This is a genomic window from Pseudomonas sp. ef1, from assembly GCF_007293365.2.
Classification (GTDB): domain Bacteria; phylum Pseudomonadota; class Gammaproteobacteria; order Pseudomonadales; family Pseudomonadaceae; genus Aquipseudomonas; species Aquipseudomonas siliginis.
The window spans coordinates 1,464,716-1,487,021 of sequence record NZ_CM129815.1; the positions used below are offsets into that span (position 1 = coordinate 1,464,716).

A 22,306-nucleotide genomic window follows, 5' to 3' on the forward strand; every position below is an offset into this window, starting at 1 on the left:
TTGAAACAGATGCAAAACCCTGTGGGAGCTGGCTTGCCAGCGATAGCGGAGTATCAGACGACAATAATGTTGAATGTGAAGACCCCATCGCAGGCAAGCCCGCTCCCACAGTAGATCTACAGTGTTTGTAGAATTATCGAGGCGGGGAGGCGTAAATGCCTCCCCGGTTCGTTTTTGGAAACCACATGAATATTCTGATCGTTGGGCCCAGTTGGGTCGGTGACATGGTGATGGCGCAGACACTGTTTCAGTGTCTCAAGCAGCGCCACCCGCAATGCGCAATCGACGTGCTGGCGCCCGAATGGAGCCGGCCGATCCTTGAGCGCATGCCCGAAGTGCGCAAGGCCTTGAGCTTCCCGCTCGGCCACGGCGCGCTGGAACTGGCGACGCGCCGACGCATCGGCAAGTCCCTGCGCGGTCAGTACGATCAGGCGATCCTGCTGCCCAATTCGCTGAAATCGGCACTGGTACCATTTTTCGCCGGCATTCCGAAACGCACCGGTTGGCGCGGTGAATTCCGCTATGGCCTGCTCAACGACGTGCGTACCCTCGACAAAGAACGCTATCCGCTGATGATCGAGCGCTTCATGGCCTTGGCCTATGAAGCCAACGCCGAGCTGCCGAAGCCGTACCCGCGCCCGAGTCTGCAAATCGACCCGGTGACCCGCGAGGCGGCACTGGCCAAGTTCGGCCTGACTCTCGATCGCCCGGTCCTGGCTTTGTGCCCCGGCGCCGAGTTCGGCGAATCCAAGCGCTGGCCGTCCGAGCATTACGCCAAGGTCGCCGAAGCGCGCATCCGCGAAGGCTGGCAGGTATGGCTGTTCGGCTCGAAAAACGATCACGCGGTCGGCGAAGACATTCGCGCCCGGCTGATCCCGGGCCTGCGCGAAGAATCGGTCAACCTCAGCGGCGGCACCTCGCTGGCCGAGGCCATTGACCTGCTGTCCTGCGCCGATTCCGTTGTGTCCAATGACTCCGGCCTGATGCACGTCGCTGCGGCATTGAATCGTCCGCTGGTCGCGGTATACGGCTCGACCTCGCCGGGCTTCACCCCGCCGCTGGCCGAGCAGGTCGAGATCGTGCGCCTGGGCATCGAATGCAGCCCGTGCTTCGATCGCACTTGCCGGTTCGGCCATTACAACTGCCTGCGTCAGCTGATGCCGGAAGCGGTCAACGATGCCTTGCAGAAGTTGCAGGGCTCCGTGGTCGAGGTTCATTAACTTGCGGGTATTGCTGATCAAGACCTCATCGCTGGGCGACGTGATTCACGCGTTGCCGGCGCTGACCGACGCTGCACGCGCGATCCCGGGGATCAAGTTCGACTGGGTGGTGGAAGAGGGCTTCGCCGAGATCCCGACCTGGCACCCGGCGGTCGATAAAGTGATTCCGGTGGCGATCCGCCGCTGGCGCAAGAATCTGTGGAAAACCATCACCAGCGGCGAGTGGAAACGCTTCAAGCAAAGCGTGCGCGCCAATAAATACGATCTGGTGATCGACGCTCAAGGCCTGCTGAAAAGTGCCTGGCTGACCCGCTACGTCAAAGCCCCGGTGGCCGGCCTCGATAAAACCTCCGCGCGCGAACCGATAGCTGCGCGCTTCTACGATCGCAAACTCGCTGTCGCCCGTGGTCAGCACGCCGTCGAACGCGTGCGCCAGTTGTTCGCCATTGCCTTGGGTTACGACCTGCCCAAAGGCCTAGGCGATTACGGCCTCAACGTCGAGCGACTGGTCGAGTTGCCGCGCAAGAATGCCTACGTGGTGTTCCTCCATGGCACCACTTGGGACACCAAGCACTGGCCGGAACTCTACTGGCGCGAGCTGACCGAGCGGGTCGGCTACCTCGGCGTCGGCGTCAGGCTGCCATGGGGCAACCCACAGGAAAAGGCCCGCGCCGAACGCATCGCTGCCGGCTTCAAGCACGCTGAGGTGCTGCCGAAACTCAATCTGGCCGGCGTCGGCAAAGTCCTCGCCGGCGCGCAAGCCTGCGTGGCAGTGGACACCGGGCTTGGCCATCTGGCCGCTGCGCTGGATGTGCCGACCATCTCGTTGTTCGGCCCGACCAACCCGGGCCTGACCGGCGCTTACGGCAAGCTGCAGATTCATCTGGCCAGCGACTTCCCGTGCGCGCCCTGCATGCAGAAAAAATGTACCTATCAACCGACCGCGCAGGATGCCCGTCAGTTTGACCTGAAACGCGAGCAGCCTTTGTGCTTCACGCGTGTGAACCCCGAGCGTGTCGCCAGCCGACTGAGCACGTTGTTAATGGCTGAGGAGCTGCGCTGATGCAATTGGCATTTGTCCTGTACAAATATTTCCCGTTCGGTGGCTTGCAGCGCGACTTCATGCGCATCGCTCTCGAATGCCAGAAGCGCGGCCATCAGATTCGCGTCTACACGCTGATCTGGGAAGGCGACGTGCCGCCGGGTTTCGAAGTGCTGGTGGCGCCGGTCAAGGCCTTCTTCAACCACCGTCGCAACGAAAAGCTCAGCGCGTGGATGGCAGCGGATCTGGCCAAGCGTCCGGTCGATCGCTTGATCGGATTCAACAAAATGCCTGGCCTGGATGTCTACTATGCCGCCGACGGCTGCTTCGAAGACAAGGCGCAGAACCTGCGCAACTCGCTGTATCGCCGCTGGGGTCGCTATCGCCATTTCGCCGAGTACGAGCGCGCCGTGTTCGCCAAAGACGCGAAGACCGAAGTGCTGATGATTTCCGAAGTGCAGCAGCCGCTGTTCATCAAGTATTACGACACGCCGCTCGAGCGCTTCCACCTGCTGCCGCCGGGCATTGCCCAGGATCGTCGGCGGCCGGCGGATGCCGATGAGATTCGCGCCGGTTTCCGCGCTGAATTCAATCTCAAGGACGACGAGTTGCTGCTGGTGCAGATCGGCTCCGGCTTCAAGACCAAGGGTGTCGATCGCAGCCTCAAGGCGCTGGCCGCCCTGCCGGCCGAATTGCGCAAACGCACCCGGCTGTTTGTAATCGGCCAGGATGACCCCAAATTGTTCCAGATGCAGAGTGCGACGCTGGGCCTGGGCGACAATGTGACCTTCCTCAAAGGGCGCAGCGATATCCCGCGTTTCCTGCTCGGTGCCGACCTGTTGATCCACCCGGCCTACAACGAAAACACCGGCACCGTGCTGCTTGAAGCGCTGGTGGCCGGGTTGCCTGTACTGGTCAGTGCGGTCTGCGGTTACGCCCATTACATCGCCGAAGCCGATGCCGGGCGAGTGCTGGACGAGCCATTCGAGCAGGCGCAGCTGACCCGATACCTGACCGAGATGTTGAGCGACGACGCTGCACGGGCGGCCTGGAGCCGTAACGGTCTGGCCTTCGCCGAGACGGCCGACCTCTACAGCATGCCGCAGCACGCGGCGGATGTGATTCTGGCGGAGCACGCTTAATGAAGTTGATGCTGGCTGAACCGTTCAAAAGCCTTTGGGCCGGACGCGACCCGTTCGCCGAAGTCGAAGGCTTGCAGGGCGAGGTGTACCGCGAGCTGGAAGCGCGCCGGACATTGCGCACGGAAGTCGACGGCAACGGGTTTTTTGTGAAAATCCACCGTGGCATCGGCTGGGGCGAGATCTTCAAGAACCTGCTGACCGCCAAGCTGCCGGTGCTCGGCGCGGGTCAGGAGTGGAAAGCCATTCAGCGTCTGCAGGAAGCCGGCGTGCCGACCATGACTGCCGTCGCCTACGGCGAGAAAGGCAGCAACCCGGCGGATCAGCATTCGTTCATCGTCACCGAAGAACTCGCGCCGACCATCAGCCTCGAAGACTTCAGCATTGACTGGGTCAAGCAGCCGCCGGAGCCAACACTCAAGCGCGCGCTGATTGCCGAAGTCGCGCGGATGACCGGGATGATGCACCGCGCCGGGGTCAATCACCGCGACTGCTACATCTGCCATTTTCTGCTGCACACCGACAAACCGGTCACACCGCAGGATTTCAAACTCTCGGTGATTGACCTGCATCGAGCCCAGACCCGCCCGGCGATCACCCAGCGCTGGCGCAACAAGGATCTGGCGGCGCTGTACTTCTCGGCGCTGGACATCGGCCTGACCCGCCGCGACAAACTGCGTTTCCTCAAGGGCTATTTCCAGCAACCACTGCGGCAGATTCTGGCGGAAGAAGCGCCATTGCTGAGCTGGCTGCAAGGCAAGGCCGACAAGCTCTACGAGCGTAAACAGCGTTACGGGGATGCGCTCTGATGGCGGGTTGGACACTTGAGCCGCAGTACGGCGAACTCGCCGAAGATTTCGGCAGCCTCGAAGCCGTATTTGCCTTGCAGGGCGAACGCCTGACCCGCGATCCGCTGTCGGAGGTGGTTCGGGTGCAGCGCGACGGCGTCAATTATTACGTCAAACGCTACGTCGGCGCCGGTAAGGGCCTGCGCCGTTACCTCGGCAAGCCGCGCGTAAAAATGGAATGGCAGAACCTCAAGCGCTTCGCCAAGTGGGGCATCCCCACGGCCGAGGTGGTGGCCTGGGGGCTGGAGCGGCGGGGCGCGGCCTACGATCGGGGCGCGATGATCACCCGTGAACTGCCCAATACCGAAGACCTCTCGGCGCTGGCCGAGCGCAAGGATCCCAGGCTCAAGGATCGCGCCTGGGTCGACGGTGTCAGCCAGCAATTGGCCGGTTACACCCGGACCATGCACGACCATCGGTTTACGCATAACGATTTGAAATGGCGCAACCTGCTGATCGACGATCAGGCGCGCATCTTCCTCATCGACTGCCCCAACGGCGAATTCTGGCGCGGCTTCTGGCTCAAGTACCGGATCACCAAGGACCTCGCCTGTCTCGACAAACTGGCCAAATATCACCTGTCCAACACCCAGCGCCTGCGCTTCTACAAGCAGTATCGCCAGTGTGATCGGCTCGATGTCGCCGACAAGAAACGGATCCGCCATGTGGTGAGATTTTTTGAGGGGCGCGAATGACTGATTTTCTTGCCGAACAGGACCGCGCACTGCTGGAGCGCCACGGTCTCGGCAATTTCGATGCACTGTGGGCCAAACAGCTTGAAGCTGTGGATGAGCCCAACACTGCCGGTGGCGGCTGGAGCAGCGTGTTCCGTCTCGATCTTGAAGGCCAGGGCTATTACCTCAAGCGCCAGAGCAATTATCTGACCCGAACTTTGCAGGCACCGTTTGGCGAACCGAGCTTTGCCCGCGAATTTCGCAACATCAGCCGTTATCGCAAGCTGGGCATTCCGGCGTTGCAGGCGGCGTTTTTCGGTGAGCGCAAGGTCGCTGGGGAAGTACGCGCCATTCTGCTCACCCGTGCACTGGACGGCTGGAGCGACCTGGATTCGTTGCTGGCGCGCTGGACGCAGCTCAGTGCCGCGCAGCATTCGGCAATTCTCAAGGCATGCGGGCTGTTGGCGCGGCGGCTGCACGGCGCGCGTCAGGTGCATGGCTGTTTCTATCCCAAACATATTTTCCTGCGCGCCACCGGCGACGGCTATGAGGCGCAGCTGATCGATCTGGAGAAAACCCGGCCGTTGCTGTTCGGCATGCGTGACCGGGTCAAGGATCTGGAACCGTTGCAACGCCGAGCGCCGCAATGGAGCGAGGCAGACTTGCGCCAGTTGCTCGCGGCTTATCTCGATCAGCCGACTGACAGCTCGCTGCTCGACAGCTGGCTGAGCCGACTGACAGCGCGGCGCAGCCACAAGGAGACCCGCTGATGCAATTGTCCGAGCTGGCCCGCTCCGGGCGTACCCCCTCACTGCCGCTGACCGTGACCCTGGCGGACGCCGCCGGTGTTGCGGATTTGCAGTTGCTGAGCCTGCTGCGGGTGTTGCCCGGGCAGCGCTATGTTGGCGCCGGCGTCTGGCGCGGTCGGCCGGTATTGGCCAAATTGCTGGTAGGCAGCAAGGCCGCCCGGCATTTTCAGCGTGAGCTGGACGGTGTGCGCCTGCTCGCGGCGCAAGGCCTGACCACGCCGCTGCTGTTGGCCGATGGACTGAAAGACGGTGAGGGTGGCTGGCTACTCTTCGAATTCCTCGAGGGTGCCGAGAGCCTCGGTGATGCCTGGGCCAAGGTCGAGTCTCTGCCGGCGCTGGCCGACGAGCAAACCGCCGTTCTGGCCGAAGCGCTGGATGCGATCGGTCGGATGCATGGCAAAGGACTCTGGCAGGAAGATCTGCACCTGGACAATCTGCTGCGTCACGGCGGTCAGTTGTACCTGATCGATGGCGCCGGAGTTCGTGCGGAAGCGGCGGGGCAGCCACTGTCCCGACAAAAAGTGCTGGAAAACCTCGGGGTGTTTTTCGCCCAGCTACCGAAGTCACTCGAGCCGTTCACCGAAGAGTTGCTGGTCTATTACCTGTTGAGCAACAGCGAACATGCGTTGCCGCTGGAGGCTCTGCAGAAACAGATCGACAAGGTGCGCAGTTGGCGACTCAGGGATTATCTGAACAAGGTCGGCCGTGAATGCACGCTGTTTGCCGTGCAGCGCGGTGCATTTGCCCTGCGCGCCGTTCGCCGTGAAGAAGCAGCGGCCATGCTGCCGGTGCTTGATCAGGCCGACGCCTTGCTTGATCAGGGGCATCTGTACAAGACCGGCGGCGCGGCCAGCGTCGGCAAAGTCGAGGTGGCCGGGCGAGCTCTGGTTATCAAGCGCTACAACATCAAGAATTTTGCCCATTGGCTCAAACGCTTCTGGCGCCCGAGCCGGGCCTGGCATTCGTGGCGTGAAGGCAATCGCCTGGCGTTCCTGGGCATCGCCACGCCGAAACCGCTGGCGGTACTCGAAAAGCGTTTTTTGTGGCTGCGCCGCAGTGCCTATCTGGTCACCGAATACCTGCCCGGGCCGGACATCATCGAGCGCTTTGCGCCGTACGTGGAAAATGGCCAGGCGCCGGAAGCCGAGTTGCTGGCGCTTGATCAATTGTTTGCCCGATTGATCGCCGAGCGCATCAGTCATGGCGACTTCAAAGGCCACAATCTGTTCTGGCAGACGGATCGCTGGGCGCTGATCGACCTCGACTCCATGTGTCAGCACTCATCGATCGGCAGTTTTGCCCCGGCTTACGCCCGCGATCGCGCGCGCTTCATGCGCAACTGGCCTGAAAACAGCGCGTTGTACCAGGTCATTGATCAGCGGTTGCCGAAAGAAGTCTCCAGCGCAGGGTGATTCCTTCTCACGAGCAGACTCGTTCTTGCAATGGACCTGGTCCACTGCGAAACGGAGTCTGTGGGCAGTAGCGGACAAAATACAGCGATCTGTCCTACAACTTCTCCAGAAGCCATGAACTGTGCCCTGCTCGGGCTCGATGCTAATTTGCCTGACGATCTCGGAGGGCGAATCTTGAGCATGAAAAAAATTCTGACGCTGGGCGTAATGTCTGCAGTTCTCTCAGGCTGTGGCAGTTTCTCGACCGTTTTGCAGGGCGACGCCGATGCTGCCCGTGACCTGCGCAAAAAGAAGACCTACTGCCAATCGATTCCGCGCATCTACAGTGGTCTGGCCTTCGATTTTTGCACTCTGAATGCGCCGCCTGATCCTACGGGTATGCTGGCGCCCTTTGTGTTGCTCGATCTTCCGCTGTCCGCCGTGTTCGATACGCTTTCGTTGCCTTACACGGTCTATCGGCAGATTACCGATTCAAATCTGAGTATTTACTGGCGCAGAGACGGCTATTGAGTCGTTGGACTCGCTGAATCGGATCAATCGCGCAGGTGGCAATTCGTACAAGGTAATTCCCGTCATGTTTACGCTATAATCCCGCCCTTTAGCTGCCGCTCGCCCTGTGCGAGGGCACATCAATTTTCAAGGCGCATCGCGCCTGCATGCAGACTAAAGAGGCTAGACCCCTGTGGCATTGACGATTCTTGGCCTGTCCGGCGCCCTTAGCCATGATCCTTCCGCAGCCTTGTACATCGACGGCAAGCTGGTCGCGGCGGCTGAGGAAGAGCGCTTCGTACGCGATAAACATGCAAAGAACCGCATGCCCTACGAATCGGCGAAATTCTGCCTCGAGCAGGCCGGTATCAAACCTTCCGACGTTGACGTGGTGGCGATTCCATTCGCCCCGATCAGCCTGTTCGGCAAGGCCCGCTGGCACTACGCCAAGCGCTACTGGTATGCCCCTGATCGCGCACTCGATGCCATCCTGATGGGCAACCGTCGCTACAAGCGCTATCGCAACAAGATCGTCTGGTGCCTCGAGCAACTGGGCTTCGATCCGAAGAAAATCAAGATCGAGCCGGTCGAGCATCACCTGGCTCACGCCTCCAGTGCTTATCACTGCTCCGGTTTCAAAGAGAAAACCGCGATCCTCGGCATCGACGGTAAAGGCGAATACGCCACGACCTTCTTCGGTTACGGCGAAAACGGCAAGATCCACAAGATCAAGGAATTCTTCGACCCGGATTCCCTCGGTGGTCTGTACGGTGCGATCACCGAATTCCTCGGTTTCGAGATGCTCGACGGCGAGTTCAAGGTCATGGGCATGGCGCCATACGGCGATGCCAGCAAGTACGATTTCTCGCGTCTGGCCTCGTTCGAAAATGGCGAGCTGGTGATCAACACCGACTACGCCAACGTGATCGGCCTGCGTCGCTATAAAGAGAAGGGCAAGGGTTTCTACTTCTCGCCGAAGCTGATCGAGTGGCTGGGTCCGAAGCGCGAAGGCGACATCGCCGACGAGCCGTACATCCACTACGCCGCGAGCATGCAAGCGCTGTTCGAGAAGCTCGCGCTGCAGATGATCGACCACTATCTGGGCGACGTGCTCAAGGAAACCGGCAAACTGGCTTTCGCTGGTGGCTGTGCGTTGAACGTCAAGCTGAACCAGAAAATCATCGCTCGCGACGACATCAAAGAGCTGTTCGTACAGCCTGCATCCGGCGATGCCGGCACCGCAGTCGGCGCTGCCGCTTACGTGTCGCACGCCCGTGGCGTACCGGTCGAGAAGATGGAACACGTCTACCTCGGCCCGTCGTACAGCAACGAGGACGTGATTGCTGCGTGTGCCCGTCACGAGAACAAGCCGACCTGGCGCAAGCTCGACAACATGCCGGAGCAGATCGCCCAAATCATGGTCGATGGCAACCCGGTCGCCTGGTTCCAGGGCCGTATGGAGTTCGGTCCGCGTGCGTTGGGTGGTCGTTCGATCATCGGTTGCCCGAGCGTGGCCGGTGTCGCCGACCGCATCAACCACCAGATCAAGTTCCGCGAGCGCTGGAGGCCTTTCTGCCCGTCGATGCTCGACACCGTCGCTCCACAGATGATCAAGATCGATCACCCGGCGCCGTTCATGACCTTCACCTTCGAAGTCGCCGAAGAATGGAAAACCCGCGTGCCGGAAGTCGTCCATGAGGACGGTACTTCCCGTGCCCAGGTACTCAAGCGCGAATACAACCCGCGCTACTACGACATGATGAAGGCGCTGGAAAACCTCACCGGTAACGGCGTGTCGCTGAACACTTCGCTCAACCGTCGTGGCGAACCGATGATCTGCTCGCCGACCGACGCGCTGAACATGTTTTTCGGCTCGGATCTGCAGTACCTGATCATGGAAGATATTCTGGTGGTCAAAGAGGGCGCCAACGCTTATGACTCGCTCGGCTGAACGCCATGTGCTGCAGTTCTGTCACGGCTATGACGGGCCGTTCCTGGACTGCGCGCGGCAGTACGCCAGCCTGTTTGCCGGCACCGGCTATCGGGTGACCACGGTGTTTCTGACCGGGGCCGCCGATAGCGAGGTGGCCGCAGCGTGTGCTTCCGATGAAGTGTTGTTCATGGAGTACAGCTCCAAGGCCATTCGTGGCCTGAAACTGGGGGCTATCGGCGATCTGCGCAAGATCGTCGCCTCACGCAATTTCAGTCTTTGCATCGCCCATCGCTTCAAGCCGATCTATATCGCCTTGCTCGGCACATCGCTGCCGGTCATTGGTGTGCACCACGCGTTCGGCGATTACCAGCGTGGGACGCGCAAGTTGTTCGCGCATATTTTCCGCCAGCGCCTGAGCCTTCTCGGCGTGTCGGATGCAGTGCGTGACGACATGCGGCGCTGCCTGCCGAAATGGCCGGCAAGCCGAATCCAGACGTTGTACAACCGCATCGATGTGCCTGCACTGCAAGCCCGTCAGGTACCTTCCGAAGAAGCACGGCAGATCCTCGGGCTGTCGCCGGATGCCTGGATTGTCGGTAACGTCGGCCGCCTGCACCCGGACAAGGATCAGGCCACGTTGCTGCACGGGTTTGCCCAAGCGCTGCCAGGCCTGCCGGCCAACAGTCAGCTGGTCATTCTCGGCAGTGGTCGCCTGGAGCAGGATCTCAAGGGGCTGGCCCGTGAGCTGGGCATTGCCGACCGAGTGCTGTTTCTCGGTCAGGTGCCCGATGCGCGCAATTATTTCCGCGCCTTCGATGTGTTCGCCTTGAGCTCCGATCATGAACCGTTCGGCATGGTCTTGCTGGAGGCCATGGCCGCCGGCTTACCGTTGCTGGCCACCGCGTGCGGCGGGGCGAAGGAAGTGGTGGAGGGTGTGGGCATTCTGTTTCCATTGGGCGATGCCGAGCATCTGGCTCAGGGGCTGCAACATCTGGCCGCGATGGATGAGCCGCAGCGTCGTCAATGTGCGCAGATGATGCTTGAGCGACTGCATGAGCGTTTCTCCGACCGTGCGGTGCGCGAGACCTTCTGGCGCCTGCCGCCAGTTACCGATCTGGCAACGAGGGGCTGATGCTCAACCGATTTCAAGGCTGGCGCGAACGTGGCTGGTCGCCCGTTGACGCCTCGACCTACGCCACTACCTGGCAACGTTATGGCGGCAGTGTCGCGACACATCCGCTGGTCATCGAGCGCCTGGCGGATCTGGCCGGGATCCCGGTGCGTTATCTGGCCTGGCAGCAGCAGGGCGATGTCAAAGCCGCTATTGCTACCTGGGGGCGGGACCTGGCGTTGTCCAAGGACGTGCTCAAACGCAACGGCAAGAAAGGCCTGTTCGACCTCGGCAATGCCGAGCTGATCCTGCCAGCCGCCGTCGATGCTCAGGCACCGCTGCGGCATCGGGCGCGCTATCTGTCGGCACTCAACGAAGGCCGTTTCAGTGGCCTGAAGTTGCAGGCTGAGCAACTGGCCATGGCCCGCACGCCGGAAGAGTTGTCGAAAAAGTTTCGCTATAACCAGCGTCGCGAATTGCGTCTGCTGGAAGAAGCGGGCGGTGTGGTGCGAGCGGTCAGCGAGTTTTCCAGCGTTGAGCTGGCCGCGATGTACTGCGATCTGTTTCAGCGCCGCTGGGGCTTTCCGGCGACCGGCGCGGCGCGCATGGCCGAGGTCATCGAGTTGCTGCGCGAGCTGTTGATCGGCTCGGTCATTTTCCTCAACGATGCGCCGATTGCGATTCAATTGGTCTACCGCGTTGAGGCGGCAGAATGGATCAGTGTCGAATACGTGAATGGCGGCGTGGATCCCGAAACCCGCGAGTTCAGCCCCGGCAGCGTGCTGAGCTTTCTCAATACGCAAAGCGCCTGGGAACACGCACGGGCACTCGGCAAGCCGTTGCGTTTTTCGTTCGGTCGCGCTGACCGTGAATACAAGGACCGCTGGTGCAACCCTGTGCCGGTGTTCACCGTATGAGTCAGACCATGAGCCGCAAACAGCAATTGCTCAGACGCCATCGACGCAACAAGCGCGTGGCCATGTTGGTCGCGCTGGCCGCCATCATCGCGCTGAGCGTACTGGTCGCCTGGTGGCTGGCGCCGGTGTTGCTGATTGGCGGCTGGATCGCCCATGAGGCGTGGTTTGCCGATCATCTGTTCTACGCGCCCGGCGACGATTACCAATACAGCTTCCCGGCGTATACGCCGCAGCCTAAGGTGCATCTGAACGGCGAGCAGTTGCGTCTGGATGAAGGTGTGATGCTGGCCGACGATGCCACGCTGATCCTGGCGGTGCGAGCCAAAGGCACTTGGCTGGGACGTTTCTTCGATCCTCGGGTCGAGTTGTCGGGCGGCGCCAATCCTGACGTGCAAACCTTTGAACGCGGTGTCGGCGGCCTGCGCTACCTGAACCTCAGCGGTCAGGCGCAAGCATTGTCCGAAGGCGTATTGCGTCTGCGCGGCCGTTTCTGTCGAGTGTCGGGCGAGCCGGTACTGTGGGCGCTGGAACACGCTGATTATCGTCGCCAGCGGGTCATGGTCATTGCCCCTCACGCCGACGATGCGGAGCTGGCGGCGTTCGGGTTGTACAGTCAGGCCGATGAAGCCTGGATCGTCACCCTGACCGCTGGCGAAATCGAGGCCGAACATTATCAGCAGATGGGCATGAGCAAGGTCGACGCCGCGCGGCTGAAGGGACGCTTGCGCGCCTGGGACAGCCTCACCGTGCCGCAATGGGCTGGTGTCCCCCAGGAACGCTGCGTGCAGTTGGGCTATTTCTGCCTGCAACTGGCCGCGATGCGGGACAAGCCGGAGCAACCGGTGGGTTCGCGCGAAGCGGATTTGAGCGATACCCGTCTGTTCCGTCAATTCAATCGGTTTGTTCTGCCAAGTGACGCCGATGGCGCGCCGACCTGGAACAATCTGCTGGCCGATCTGCGCGAAACAATGCTGCGCGCGCGTCCGGACGTTATCGTGCTGCCGCATCCGACGCTGGACCCGCACCCCGACCACATCTGTGCGCAGCAGGCTGTGCTTGAAGTGTTGGGGGGGCTGGACTGGCAGCCGACGCTGCTCGGTTATGCCAACCATCTGCACGATAACGACCGGTGGCCGATGGGCAATAGTGGCGATGGCGTGGCGCTGCCGCCAGCCTTTGATGCTGGCGTGCCGGTGCAGCCTGTATGCATGACGTTGTCCGTGGAGCAGCAGCGTGACAAGGCCATGGCCCTGGGCATGATGCATGACCTGCAGCCGCCCGCGCCGTTCAAGCGTCGCTTGCGTCGAAGCTTGCAGCGATTGCTGGCTGGGCGCGCCGGTTCGCCTTATGGCGAAAACGAATTTTTCCGCAAGGCGGTTCGGCGACATGAACTGTTCTGGCGTTTGTAGCGACACAGGCGCCCGCGCAAGACTGTCTTGCGGGCGGGCATGTTCAGGTTTGCTCGGGTTGCTGTTGCGGCAAGGAAGACAATGAAAGTTCTATTTCTGGTGCAGAAAGATCAACGGGCCATTCTCGATCGTTTGTATGAGGGTGTCGCCGCCCATTGTGAGTGCGATCTGCGCTGGTTGAGCGGTGACGAGCAGCGCAATCTGCGGCGATATTTCCGCCGCGAAGTCGATGTTACCCGCTATGACCGCATCGTGTTTTTCCTGCGCTTCAAGCAGGAGATCCGGCAGGTCGGGTTTATCCGCACTATCCCCAATCTGGTGATTCTGGAGCACGATGCCTATCAGAATTACATCCCCTGCAAGTACACCGGCAAGTTCAGTGCGCACTATCGGCGTTTGCCGTGGGCACGGGTGATCAGTTCCGGTTTCGTGGTGGCCGAGCGCCTGCGCTCGGAGGGCTTCGACGCCGTGTTCGTGCCCAAGGGCTACGATCAGACGCAATTGCAGGACCAGGGGCGCGAGCGGGATATCGAACTCGCCTTCGTCGGCAGCACCAACAGTGTGGCCTACAGTGGCCGCAAGGCGCTGCTGGATGAACTGGGCCAGGTCGAGCCGCTGCTGGTGACGCGGACCAAGTCCGGGGCTGAATACCTGGAAACGCTCAACCGTATCCGCTTTTTTGTCAGCGCGGACGTGGGCATGGGCGAGTTCATGATCAAGAACTTCGAAGCCATGGCTTGCGGCTGCGTCCTGCTGGCCTATGATCAAGGCGCCGCCGAAGCTGCGGCGCTGGGTTTGCAGGACATGCACAACGTGGTGTTCTATCAGACGATCGCGCAGTTGCAGGAAAAGCTGGCCACGCTGCGCGAGGATCCGCAACTGGCGCAACGCATCGCTGACAACGGTCGCGAGCTGGCGGTGGAGCAGTTCAGCTTCGCGCGGATCGGTCAGCGCATCGTTGAAGAGCTTGAGCCGTCGTTGCGTGAGCGGGCGCCGCTGAGTCTGCTGGAAAAAATCCGCCTGAAAGTGGGCATTTGACAAGTGTCATATAGCCAGTGATATTGCTGGCGACTTCTGATTAACGAGATATCGGTGCAATTTTCCAAAGAAAGCCAGATTACATTGGTGGTTACCAGCTGCGGTCGACTCGATCTGCTCAAGGCCACTCTCGATAGCTTCGACCGGTACAACACGGCACCCATTCGTGAAGTGTTCATCACCGAAGATGCCGGCGACGAAGGCGTTGCCGGGATTCTGCCTGCCCACTGGAAAGAACATTGCACGGTCTTCGTCAATCGTCCGAAGCTGGGCCAGTTGGCATCGATCGACCTGGCCTACGGACACGTCAGCACCCCCTACATTTTTCATTGCGAAGATGATTGGGAGTTCTATCGTCCGGGGTTCGTCGAAGACTCGATGACCATTCTGCAAGCGCGGCCGGAAATTCTGCAGATCTGGTTGCGCAGCTATAATCACGATCTGCGGGTTCACAGTCCTTACATCCATTTGGGCGCGCGCGGGATTGTCGATGGCGTCGCCTGTTATCCGCTGATTTCCGACAAGCCGGAGTGGCAGGGGTTCTCGCTGAACCCGGGGTTGCGCCGACTCGAGGATTATCGGTTGTGTGCGCCTTTCGCCGGGCACGGTGGCGAGAAGGCCTTGTCACAGCGCTACTCGCAACTGAACAGGGAGGCCTTGATACTCGAGGCAGACGCGGTCATGCACACCGGTTTTGGTCTGCATGTGCAAACGGATGTCGAGCGTGAACGCAAAGCGCGCCGCAATCGCCGCGAGCAGATTAAATTTGCCTTGTTTCTGTTGCTGGGAGTCTGCATTGGCTGGTTCATCAACTGAGTTCGAGTACGCCGCAGCTTGTCCCCGCAAATCCGTGCAACGGCTTTCTGCCCTATGAATATTCTCAATATCATGTGGGCCGGTGGCGCTCCGTTCGCATCAATTCACAAAGTGCACCAGCAAATACTCTCTCAGGCTGCGCCGTCGGCGGTGGTCAAAACCTGGCTCCTCCAGGGGCAGGGAGCCGAGTGCGGCGTGGATGTCGGTGAGGTCCGGGAGTGGCAGTTATCGTCAGCGCGCCTGAAGGGCCGGCATTTCTGGCGTTTTGCCAAACCCGTGATGCGGGCGAGGTTTCGCCAGGCGCTCGTGGACAGTGACGCTCGATTGCTGCTGCTGGACGGCATGGGCGTTGCCCGCACGTTATTGCCGGTCCTCAAGAAGCTGCCGCATATCCGCGCGGTAGTGATTTTCCACGGTTCGGCGCGATTGAATGCCGGCGACCAGGCTTTATTCCAGGCAATCCCTGCGTCCCGGCTGAAACTGATTGCCGTTTCCAGCACTCTCGCCGATTCACTGGCCCGCGATCTGCAGATGCCTGTCACCGCGCTGCGAAGTGCGTTCGATCCGGTGGCGTTTCGCGCTGACCTGTTCACCCGTGAGCAAGCCCGGGCACGATTGGGATTGCCGCAAGGCGATACGCCGGTATTGGGCGCGGTAGGGCGGCTGGTCTCCGAGAAGGGTTTCGGCTATCTGCTGGATGCCTTTGCCGCAGCACTCGACACCCGCCCGGACTTGCGCCTGGTCATTATTGGCGAAGGCTCCAAACGCGCGGCGCTGGAGCAGCGCATCGACGCGCTTGGCTTGCACGACAAGGTCTTGCTGACCGGGCATCTGAACGAAGCAGCGCAGCTTTATCGTGCGTTCGACTGGGTTGCGATCCCTTCGCTGGAAGAGGGCCTCGGTCTGGTCATGCAGGAAGCGGTGATGGCCGGCGTACCGGTGTTGTGCAGCGATCTGGAGGTGTTCAGCGAACAACTGGGCAGCGCCGGCTGGTATGCCCCGGTCAATGACACAAAGGCCTGGTCCGAGACCATCGACCGCGCCTTCGGTGCCTCATCTCAAGCGATCAATGCCGAGCAGTACCGGATGCTTTCACCGGACGAGGCCTGGGCGAACTTCAGCCAGGCTGCCCGCGCATTGTTTTCATGACGACAAGACCGCGCGCTCAAGTGCCTGCATCGGAAAGCTGTCGTTCAGCTTTTCGCGCGCAATATAGCGTGCGAAGTGTTGCAGGTTGCGTTTGATCAAGCGCTTTGGCAACGGTCCGCGGGTGAAGCGCATGTCGGCGACATCGATCAGGCCCATGCGGTTGTCTGGTGTGACGACGATGTTGCCAAGATGCAGGGAGCGGAAATAGATGCCCGAGCGGTGCAGGCTGCGTATCAGCTCGGCCAGATCCGGCAATGCCTGAGTCCAGTTGAAACCTTGTTTTGCGGCGATCTGGCGCAGCGTTTGCCCTGGCAGAGGCTCATACAGCACGGCGGTCATGCCTGGTTTCTCAAGGCGAAAGAACTGGAGGATCTGCAGCGTCGGTACGCCGAGTTTGTGCAGCTCGACGGCGTTGTCGATGAATCGCTTCGAGTAGGGGCGAAACAAGGCGGATGAAAAAAACCTTTTGCGACGAAACAGTTTGAGAATTTTCCCATCCTGCAGCAGGTAGACTTTCGGCCCATAGCTGTCCGCTTCCAGAACTTTGGCGGCGTCGATCATTTGGTCTAGAGCGGCTTGTGAGAGCCGGGAGCATCGCATCGTAGGAAGCCTTGTCGAAAGTGCGGGGTGTAGTAGCGGGCAATGATGCCGAAAAGTTTCGATTTTAACCATGCCGCGTCGCATGGGCGAACCCTTGTCAGGAGCAGATTGATGCAGGAAACACGCTGGGCGCAACTATGGATGGCGATGGGGCTCTTGTGGTTTTTACTGGCTATTGCCGTAGCGCCCACCAACAAGGTCTACCAGCAGGGGCTGGTGGCTCTCGTCTGGTTGCCGGCGCTAGTGCTGGGCTGGGCTGCGCGGCACCGCGTCAGAGAAGTGCTCCATGAACAACGCTGGATCTACCTGCCATTGCTCGGATTGCTGGTCTGGTCGCTGATCAGTCTGGCATGGACAAACGCACCGGAAACGGGGCGCGAGGCCAAGCGTCTGTTGTATATCGTGGTGTTCCTGCTGTTTTTTCCGGTGTTCGCCAGCGGACGCCCCGAGCGATTGATTCGCCTGATGCAGTGGGGCGGGCTGGGATTGGCAGTAACTGCGCTGGTGGCCATCGTCAGGTTTTACGTCATCGAAGGTAACGCCTGGTCTGCCCGGGTGGAAGGTCTGGGTGAACTGGCGCATCCGATCCTCGGCGGCTATGTCATCGGCCTGGCGGCGGTGTGGCTGGCCCTGTGGGCGCCGCGTGGCGTGATGTGGCAAGGGGTCTGGACACTGGCGTTGGCGGTGCTGGGTATCTTTGTACTGATGAGTCAGAGTCGAGGCGCGGCGCTGGCGTTGTTTCTGACCATCCTGGCCATGCCGATCTGGTGCCGTGACCGCCACAGCCGAATCGTCGCAGCCGTGGCCCTGGTGGTGGCGATTGTGGCGCTGTGGCTGTTCGAACCGTTGGTGCTGGCGCGAGGAGTTTCCTTTCGTCCGCAGATTCTGATGGCCTCTCTGGATATGATTGCCCAACATCCCTGGGGTGGGTTGGGCCTGGGTGGGGATTACCGGGTTTTCTGGTCGGGCATGACCTTCGATCACGCCCACAATCTGTTCACCCATGTTGCGATCGTACTGGGTCTGCCGGGACTGCTGTTGTGGTCTGTCGTCTGGTTCGCCGTTATTTTCCAGGCGTGGAAAGTTCGAGAAACGCTGTATGCCCGGGGGATCATCGGTATCTGGCTGTTCTCGACACTGGCGATGCAGTTCGACGCTGCCAGCCTCACCGGCACTCCGCGCGCCGAGTGGTTCATCAGCTGGCTGCCGTTGGGGCTTGCCAGCGTTTTGGTATGGGCGCGGGCCAATGGCAGCGCTTGTGATAAAATTTCGCGTTCTTCTTAACCAGTGAGCTCTACGATGACTGACGCACCGCCCAAAGCGGAACAGGAATCCAGCCTGAAAATCTACTTTCGGCTGTTGGGGTACGTAAAACCCTATATCGGTCTTTTCCTGCTGAGTATCGTGGGCTTCGTGATCTTTGCTTCCACGCAACCAATGCTGGCCGGGATTCTCAAATATTTTGTCGATGGCCTGAGCAACCCGGAAGCGGTGCTCTTCCCCAACGTTCCCTATCTGCGAGACGTGCAATTGCTGATGGCTGTGCCGTTGCTGATCATCCTGATCGCAGCGTGGCAAGGCCTCGGCTCGTTTCTCGGCAACTATTACCTGGCGAGAGTTTCGTTGGGGCTGGTGCATGACCTGCGTATCGAACTGTTCAACAAGCTGTTGGTACTGCCCAATCGCTATTTCGATACCCATAACTCGGGTCATCTGATCTCGCGCATCACTTTCAACGTGACCATGGTCACCGGCGCCGCCACGGATGCCATCAAAGTGGTGATCCGCGAAGGCCTGACCGTGGTTTTCCTGTTCGCCTATCTGCTGTGGATGAACTGGAAACTGACTCTGGTGATGCTGGCCATTCTGCCGGTGATCGCGTTCATGGTCGGCAACACCAGCAAGAAATTCCGCAAGCAGAGCAAGAAGATTCAAGTGGCCATGGGCGACGTCACCCATGTGGCTTCCGAAACCATTCAAGGCTATCGCGTCGTGCGCAGTTTTGGTGGCGAAGCTTATGAGCAGCAGCGTTTTGCGGCGGCCAGCCAGAGCAACACCGACAAACAGTTGCGCATGACCAAGACTGGCGCGGTGTATACGCCGATGCTGCAGCTGGTGATCTACACCGCCATGGCCGTGCTGATGTTCCTCGTACTGTTCCTGCGCGGTGATGCAACGGCCGGTGATCTGGTTGCCTACATCACGGCTGCCGGTTTGCTGCCCAAACCGATCCGGCAATTGTCTGAAGTCAGCTCGACCATCCAGAAAGGTGTGGCCGGCGCCGAAAGCATTTTCGAGCAGCTCGATGTCGAGCCGGAAATCGACACCGGTACGATCGAGCGTGATCGGATCAGTGGCCATCTGGCGGTGAACAACCTCAGCTTCACTTACCCGGGCACTGAACGGGAAGTGCTGAAAAACATCAGCTTCACCGCGTCGCCAGGTCAGATGATCGCCCTGGTCGGGCGTTCCGGCAGCGGCAAATCGACGCTGGCCAGTCTCATTCCGCGCTTCTATCACCACGAGACCGGCGAAATCCTGCTCGATGATGTCGAAATCGAGGACTATCGTCTGCGCAATCTGCGTCGCCATGTAGCGCAAGTGACCCAGCACGTGACGCTGTTCAACGACACCATCGCCAACAACATCGCTTACGGCGATCTGGCAGGCGCGCCTCGCGAAGATATCGAGAAAGCCGCCAGGGATGCATTTGCCATGGACTTCATCGCGCAAATGCCTCAAGGCCTGGATACCCAGGTCGGTGAGAACGGTGTGCTGTTGTCTGGCGGACAGCGTCAGCGCCTGGCGATTGCCCGGGCCTTGCTGAAAAACGCCCCGCTGCTGATCCTCGACGAAGCGACTTCGGCCCTTGATACCGAGTCCGAGCGGCACATTCAGGCGGCACTCGACCATGTCATGAAAGGCCGCACCACGCTGGTGATTGCCCACCGTTTGTCGACCATCGAGAAGGCCGATCTGATCCTCGTCATGGATCAGGGCGAGATCGTCGAACGCGGCACTCATGCCCAACTGCTTGCTCATAATGGCTACTACGCGCGTCTGCATGCGATGGGGCTGGATGCTCCGGCTGAAGACATTGCCTGATCTGCAGATGAGGGTGGGCCAGCCTCACCCTCGTGTATTCCCGGCGCGCGCGATCCTGTTAATATCGCGCCCCTGTTCATTTTGTATGTGGGTTGCTCCATGAAATTGTCGATGCCGCGATTCGATCAAGCCCCTGTCTTGGTGGTCGGCGATGTCATGCTCGACCGTTACTGGCATGGCGGAACCTCACGGATTTCTCCTGAAGCGCCGGTGCCGGTGGTCAAGGTCGAGCAGATCGAGGATCGCCCGGGCGGTGCCGCCAACGTTGCGCTCAACATTGCCGCGCTGGGTGCGCCGGCATCGCTGGTGGGCGTGACCGGCGATGACGAAGCCGCCGACAGCCTGAGCAACAGTCTCAAGGGCGCGGGCGTGCGCGCCTTGTTTCAGCGCATCGCGCACCAGCCGACCATCGTCAAGCTGCGGGTCATGAGCCGGCACCAGCAACTGTTGCGTATCGATTTCGAAGAAGTGTTCGCCACCGATGCTCTGGCACTGGCCGCGCAGGTTGACGGGTTGCTTGAAGGCATCAAGGTGCTGGTGTTGTCGGATTACGGTAAAGGCGCACTGAAAAATCACCAGGCCCTGATCCAGGCCGCTCGTGCCAAGGGTATTCCGGTGTTGGCTGATCCCAAGGGCAAGGACTTTTCGATCTACCGCGGTGCCAGCCTGATCACACCGAATCTCAGCGAGTTCGAAACCATCGTCGGTGGTTGCGCCGATGAGCACGAACTGGTGAGCAAGGGCGCCGTCCTGATGCAGGAGCTCGACCTCGGCGCGCTGCTGGTGACCCGTGGTGAACACGGCATGACCTTGCTGCGTCCGGATCATCCGGCGTTGCATCTGCCGGCCCGCGCCCGCGAAGTGTTCGACGTGACCGGTGCCGGCGATACGGTGATTTCGACCCTGGCCGCGGCCATTGCCGCAGGCGAAGAACTGCCGCACGCCGTGGCGCTGGCCAATCTGGCAGCAGGCATCGTCGTCGGCAAGTTGGGTACCGCCGCGATCAGCGCCCCGGAACTGCGACGCGCCATTCAGCGCGAAGAAGGTTCGGAGCGAGGCGTGCTGGGTCTTGAGCAACTGCTGCTGGCGGTTGACGATGCCCGTGCGCACAACGAGCGGATTGTTTTCACCAATGGCTGCTTCGATATCCTGCATGCCGGCCATGTCACCTATCTGGAACAGGCCCGTGCTCAGGGCGACCGCCTGATCGTGGCAGTCAACGATGACGCCTCGGTCAGCCGCCTGAAAGGCCCGGGCCGGCCGATCAACAGCGTGGATCGCCGCATGGCGGTACTCGCCGGTCTCGGCGCGGTGGACTGGGTGATCAGTTTCTCTGAAGGCACACCGGAAAACCTGCTGCGCGAGGTCAAGCCGGACGTGCTGGTCAAGGGCGGCGATTACGGTATCGATCAGGTGGTCGGCGCGGATATCGTCACCGCCTACGGCGGTACCGTGAAAGTTTTGGGTCTGGTGGAAAACAGCTCGACGACAGCGATCGTGGAAAAGATCCGCGGCCAATAAGATCAAAAGATCGCAGCCTGCGGCAGCTCCTACAGGGGAATACATTCCAATGCAGGAGTCGTCGAAGGCTGCGATCTTTTGCTTTCAGGAATTCACTTTCTTGCGCGGTACGATTTTCTTCAGCAGCTGCCTGGCCTTGCCGCGCAGGCGTGCCAGTCCAGTAGCCTTCTCGGGTGGCGTCAGACCCTGTTGGCGCAACCAGTCCTTCCAGCGAATCCGCTCATCACGCACCAGCCAGCCATCCTGTCGCGCGAAGCTTTCGGCCAGATACAGACCGCGGGTACTCGCTGGATACAGTTGATCCTTTTTCAGGGTGTACAACTCGGGCAGCGGCTGGCCGTCGTGCAATGGCATCAAGTACAGGTCTGGCCGTTTGCGATCGAGCCGCGCCACCAGTTGATCGCCTTCCAGACGCTCGTCGACATGAAACAGGCTCAAGGACTTCGCCTCCTTGGGCACGTCCAGGCGCAAGTCATAGATCAATTGCAGGGACGCCGTCGGCAGATGCACGTACGCCCTTGGTCGCTCCAGCAATTGCAGGTTGGCGCAGCGCACCGGACGCGCCGAACCGGACAACGGCGTCAGGCGAAACGGCAACGCCTCACGGTAATGCAGCGCAGCGGAGTAGGGCGCCGGCAACCAAGTCTCGTTGAAGCGCCCGCCGAGCCAGCCTTCCGGGGTTTCCAGCAGACACTCTTCGGCAATCTCCTGAATCGCCGTGTGCAGCGGAATGTTCAGCTCATGGGCCGGCACGTAGCCGGAAATCAGCTTCAGTACCACGTCGCCGCGATCCTGCCGACGCTGGCGCACCAGCACCCAGTAATCGCGATTCTGCCAGTGCAGGGTCAGGCGCACGGACACGCCCAGGTTGGCCAGTTCCAGCGCGAAGCGCTCGCTGTCGGCGACGCTGACCGGTTTGCGCCGTTGAAGGGTCTGGGCGAAGTTCAGCGGCATGCCGACGCTCTGATAGCTCAGGCCCTCGGGCGTGGCTTCGACGAACAGCGGCAGTGTCTTGAAGTTGCTCGGGTTCTTGCGGATGAGCGTGCGCGGCATATCGGCTCCTGGCTTAAGGCC

The 22,306-nt window shown here is 60.6% G+C and carries 20 protein-coding genes; 18 read left to right on the forward strand and 2 right to left on the reverse strand.

The features are described from left to right. Window positions 1-185 precede the first annotated feature (185 nt). The 15 genes from waaF to FEE99_RS06830 all read left to right on the forward strand — a co-directional run bounded on the left by waaF (window position 186) and on the right by FEE99_RS06830 (window position 16,006). On the forward strand, window positions 186-1,220 hold the full coding sequence (waaF, locus tag FEE99_RS06760; protein ID WP_041477619.1) for a lipopolysaccharide heptosyltransferase II: 1,035 nt from the start codon (window positions 186-188) through the stop codon (window positions 1,218-1,220). Window position 1,221: 1 nt separating this feature from the next. Next, a complete protein-coding gene (gene waaC / locus FEE99_RS06765; RefSeq protein ID WP_041477620.1) occupies window positions 1,222-2,283 on the forward strand; it encodes a lipopolysaccharide heptosyltransferase I in 1,062 nt (353 codons plus the stop codon). Then, a complete protein-coding gene (locus tag FEE99_RS06770) occupies window positions 2,283-3,404 on the forward strand; it encodes a glycosyltransferase family 4 protein (RefSeq protein ID WP_041477621.1) in 1,122 nt (373 codons plus the stop codon). Before waaC ends, FEE99_RS06770 begins: the two co-directional genes overlap by 1 nt. Then, complete coding sequence (rfaP, locus tag FEE99_RS06775; RefSeq protein ID WP_041477622.1) at window positions 3,404-4,210, forward strand: lipopolysaccharide core heptose(I) kinase RfaP; 807 nt, start codon at window positions 3,404-3,406, stop codon at window positions 4,208-4,210. The genes FEE99_RS06770 and rfaP overlap by 1 nt, the downstream gene beginning before the upstream one ends. After that, the gene (locus FEE99_RS06780; protein ID WP_041477623.1) at window positions 4,210-4,944 is read left to right on the forward strand and encodes a lipopolysaccharide kinase InaA family protein; all 735 of its coding nucleotides are present in this window, start codon (window positions 4,210-4,212) and stop codon (window positions 4,942-4,944) included. Before rfaP ends, FEE99_RS06780 begins: the two co-directional genes overlap by 1 nt. Continuing rightward, on the forward strand, window positions 4,941-5,693 hold the full coding sequence (locus tag FEE99_RS06785) for a lipopolysaccharide kinase InaA family protein (RefSeq protein ID WP_041477624.1): 753 nt from the start codon (window positions 4,941-4,943) through the stop codon (window positions 5,691-5,693). Before FEE99_RS06780 ends, FEE99_RS06785 begins: the two co-directional genes overlap by 4 nt. Continuing rightward, a complete protein-coding gene (locus FEE99_RS06790) occupies window positions 5,693-7,144 on the forward strand; it encodes a lipopolysaccharide kinase InaA family protein (RefSeq protein WP_041477625.1) in 1,452 nt (483 codons plus the stop codon). The genes FEE99_RS06785 and FEE99_RS06790 overlap by 1 nt, the downstream gene beginning before the upstream one ends. Window positions 7,145-7,324: 180 nt before the next feature. Continuing rightward, window positions 7,325-7,654, forward strand: coding sequence for a YceK/YidQ family lipoprotein (locus FEE99_RS06795; protein ID WP_371924025.1), 330 nt, complete (start codon window positions 7,325-7,327; stop codon window positions 7,652-7,654). Window positions 7,655-7,826: 172 nt separating this feature from the next. Then, the gene (locus FEE99_RS06800; protein WP_024011327.1) at window positions 7,827-9,584 is read left to right on the forward strand and encodes a carbamoyltransferase family protein; all 1,758 of its coding nucleotides are present in this window, start codon (window positions 7,827-7,829) and stop codon (window positions 9,582-9,584) included. Continuing rightward, the gene (locus tag FEE99_RS06805) at window positions 9,568-10,698 is read left to right on the forward strand and encodes a glycosyltransferase (protein ID WP_041477628.1); all 1,131 of its coding nucleotides are present in this window, start codon (window positions 9,568-9,570) and stop codon (window positions 10,696-10,698) included. Before FEE99_RS06800 ends, FEE99_RS06805 begins: the two co-directional genes overlap by 17 nt. Continuing rightward, window positions 10,698-11,594 carry an antimicrobial resistance protein Mig-14 gene (locus FEE99_RS06810; RefSeq protein ID WP_041477629.1) on the forward strand — a complete coding sequence of 299 codons (897 nt, stop codon included), beginning with the start codon at window positions 10,698-10,700 and terminating at the stop codon, window positions 11,592-11,594. Before FEE99_RS06805 ends, FEE99_RS06810 begins: the two co-directional genes overlap by 1 nt. 8 nt (window positions 11,595-11,602) lie before the next feature. Continuing rightward, on the forward strand, window positions 11,603-13,003 hold the full coding sequence (locus FEE99_RS06815; protein WP_041477661.1) for a PIG-L deacetylase family protein: 1,401 nt from the start codon (window positions 11,603-11,605) through the stop codon (window positions 13,001-13,003). Window positions 13,004-13,084: 81 nt separating this feature from the next. Further along, window positions 13,085-14,041, forward strand: a complete 957-nt coding sequence (locus FEE99_RS06820; protein WP_041477630.1) for a glycosyltransferase — start codon at window positions 13,085-13,087, stop codon at window positions 14,039-14,041. Window positions 14,042-14,095: 54 nt separating this feature from the next. Beyond that, window positions 14,096-14,857: a hypothetical protein gene (locus FEE99_RS06825; RefSeq protein WP_041477631.1), complete on the forward strand. Its 762-nt coding sequence runs from the start codon at window positions 14,096-14,098 to the stop codon at window positions 14,855-14,857. Window positions 14,858-14,911: 54 nt separating this feature from the next. Next, on the forward strand, window positions 14,912-16,006 hold the full coding sequence (locus tag FEE99_RS06830) for a glycosyltransferase family 4 protein (RefSeq protein ID WP_041477632.1): 1,095 nt from the start codon (window positions 14,912-14,914) through the stop codon (window positions 16,004-16,006). Here the strand turns inward: FEE99_RS06830 and FEE99_RS06835 are convergent. Further along, window positions 16,001-16,567 carry a lipopolysaccharide kinase InaA family protein gene (locus FEE99_RS06835; protein WP_224787295.1) on the reverse strand — a complete coding sequence of 189 codons (567 nt, stop codon included), beginning with the start codon at window positions 16,565-16,567 and terminating at the stop codon, window positions 16,001-16,003. The two genes, FEE99_RS06830 and FEE99_RS06835, sit on opposite strands and share 6 nt — an antisense overlap. A gap of 150 nt (window positions 16,568-16,717) precedes the next feature. Between FEE99_RS06835 and FEE99_RS06840 the strand changes: the two genes are divergently transcribed. From FEE99_RS06840 to hldE, 3 genes are all read left to right on the forward strand, one after another. Beyond that, entirely contained in the window at window positions 16,718-17,890 is a 1,173-nt protein-coding gene (locus tag FEE99_RS06840; RefSeq protein WP_064361052.1) for an O-antigen ligase family protein, read from the forward strand. Between the two features lie 15 nt (window positions 17,891-17,905). After that, window positions 17,906-19,711, forward strand: coding sequence for a lipid A export permease/ATP-binding protein MsbA (gene msbA, locus FEE99_RS06845; RefSeq protein ID WP_041477635.1), 1,806 nt, complete (start codon window positions 17,906-17,908; stop codon window positions 19,709-19,711). A 99-nt stretch (window positions 19,712-19,810) separates the two neighbouring features. Next, window positions 19,811-21,232, forward strand: a complete 1,422-nt coding sequence (gene hldE / locus FEE99_RS06850) for a bifunctional D-glycero-beta-D-manno-heptose-7-phosphate kinase/D-glycero-beta-D-manno-heptose 1-phosphate adenylyltransferase HldE (protein ID WP_041477636.1) — start codon at window positions 19,811-19,813, stop codon at window positions 21,230-21,232. Between the two features lie 84 nt (window positions 21,233-21,316). Here the strand turns inward: hldE and FEE99_RS06855 are convergent, their stop codons facing one another. Continuing rightward, on the reverse strand, window positions 21,317-22,285 hold the full coding sequence (locus FEE99_RS06855; protein WP_041477637.1) for a hypothetical protein: 969 nt from the start codon (window positions 22,283-22,285) through the stop codon (window positions 21,317-21,319). Window positions 22,286-22,306: the final 21 nt, after the last annotated feature.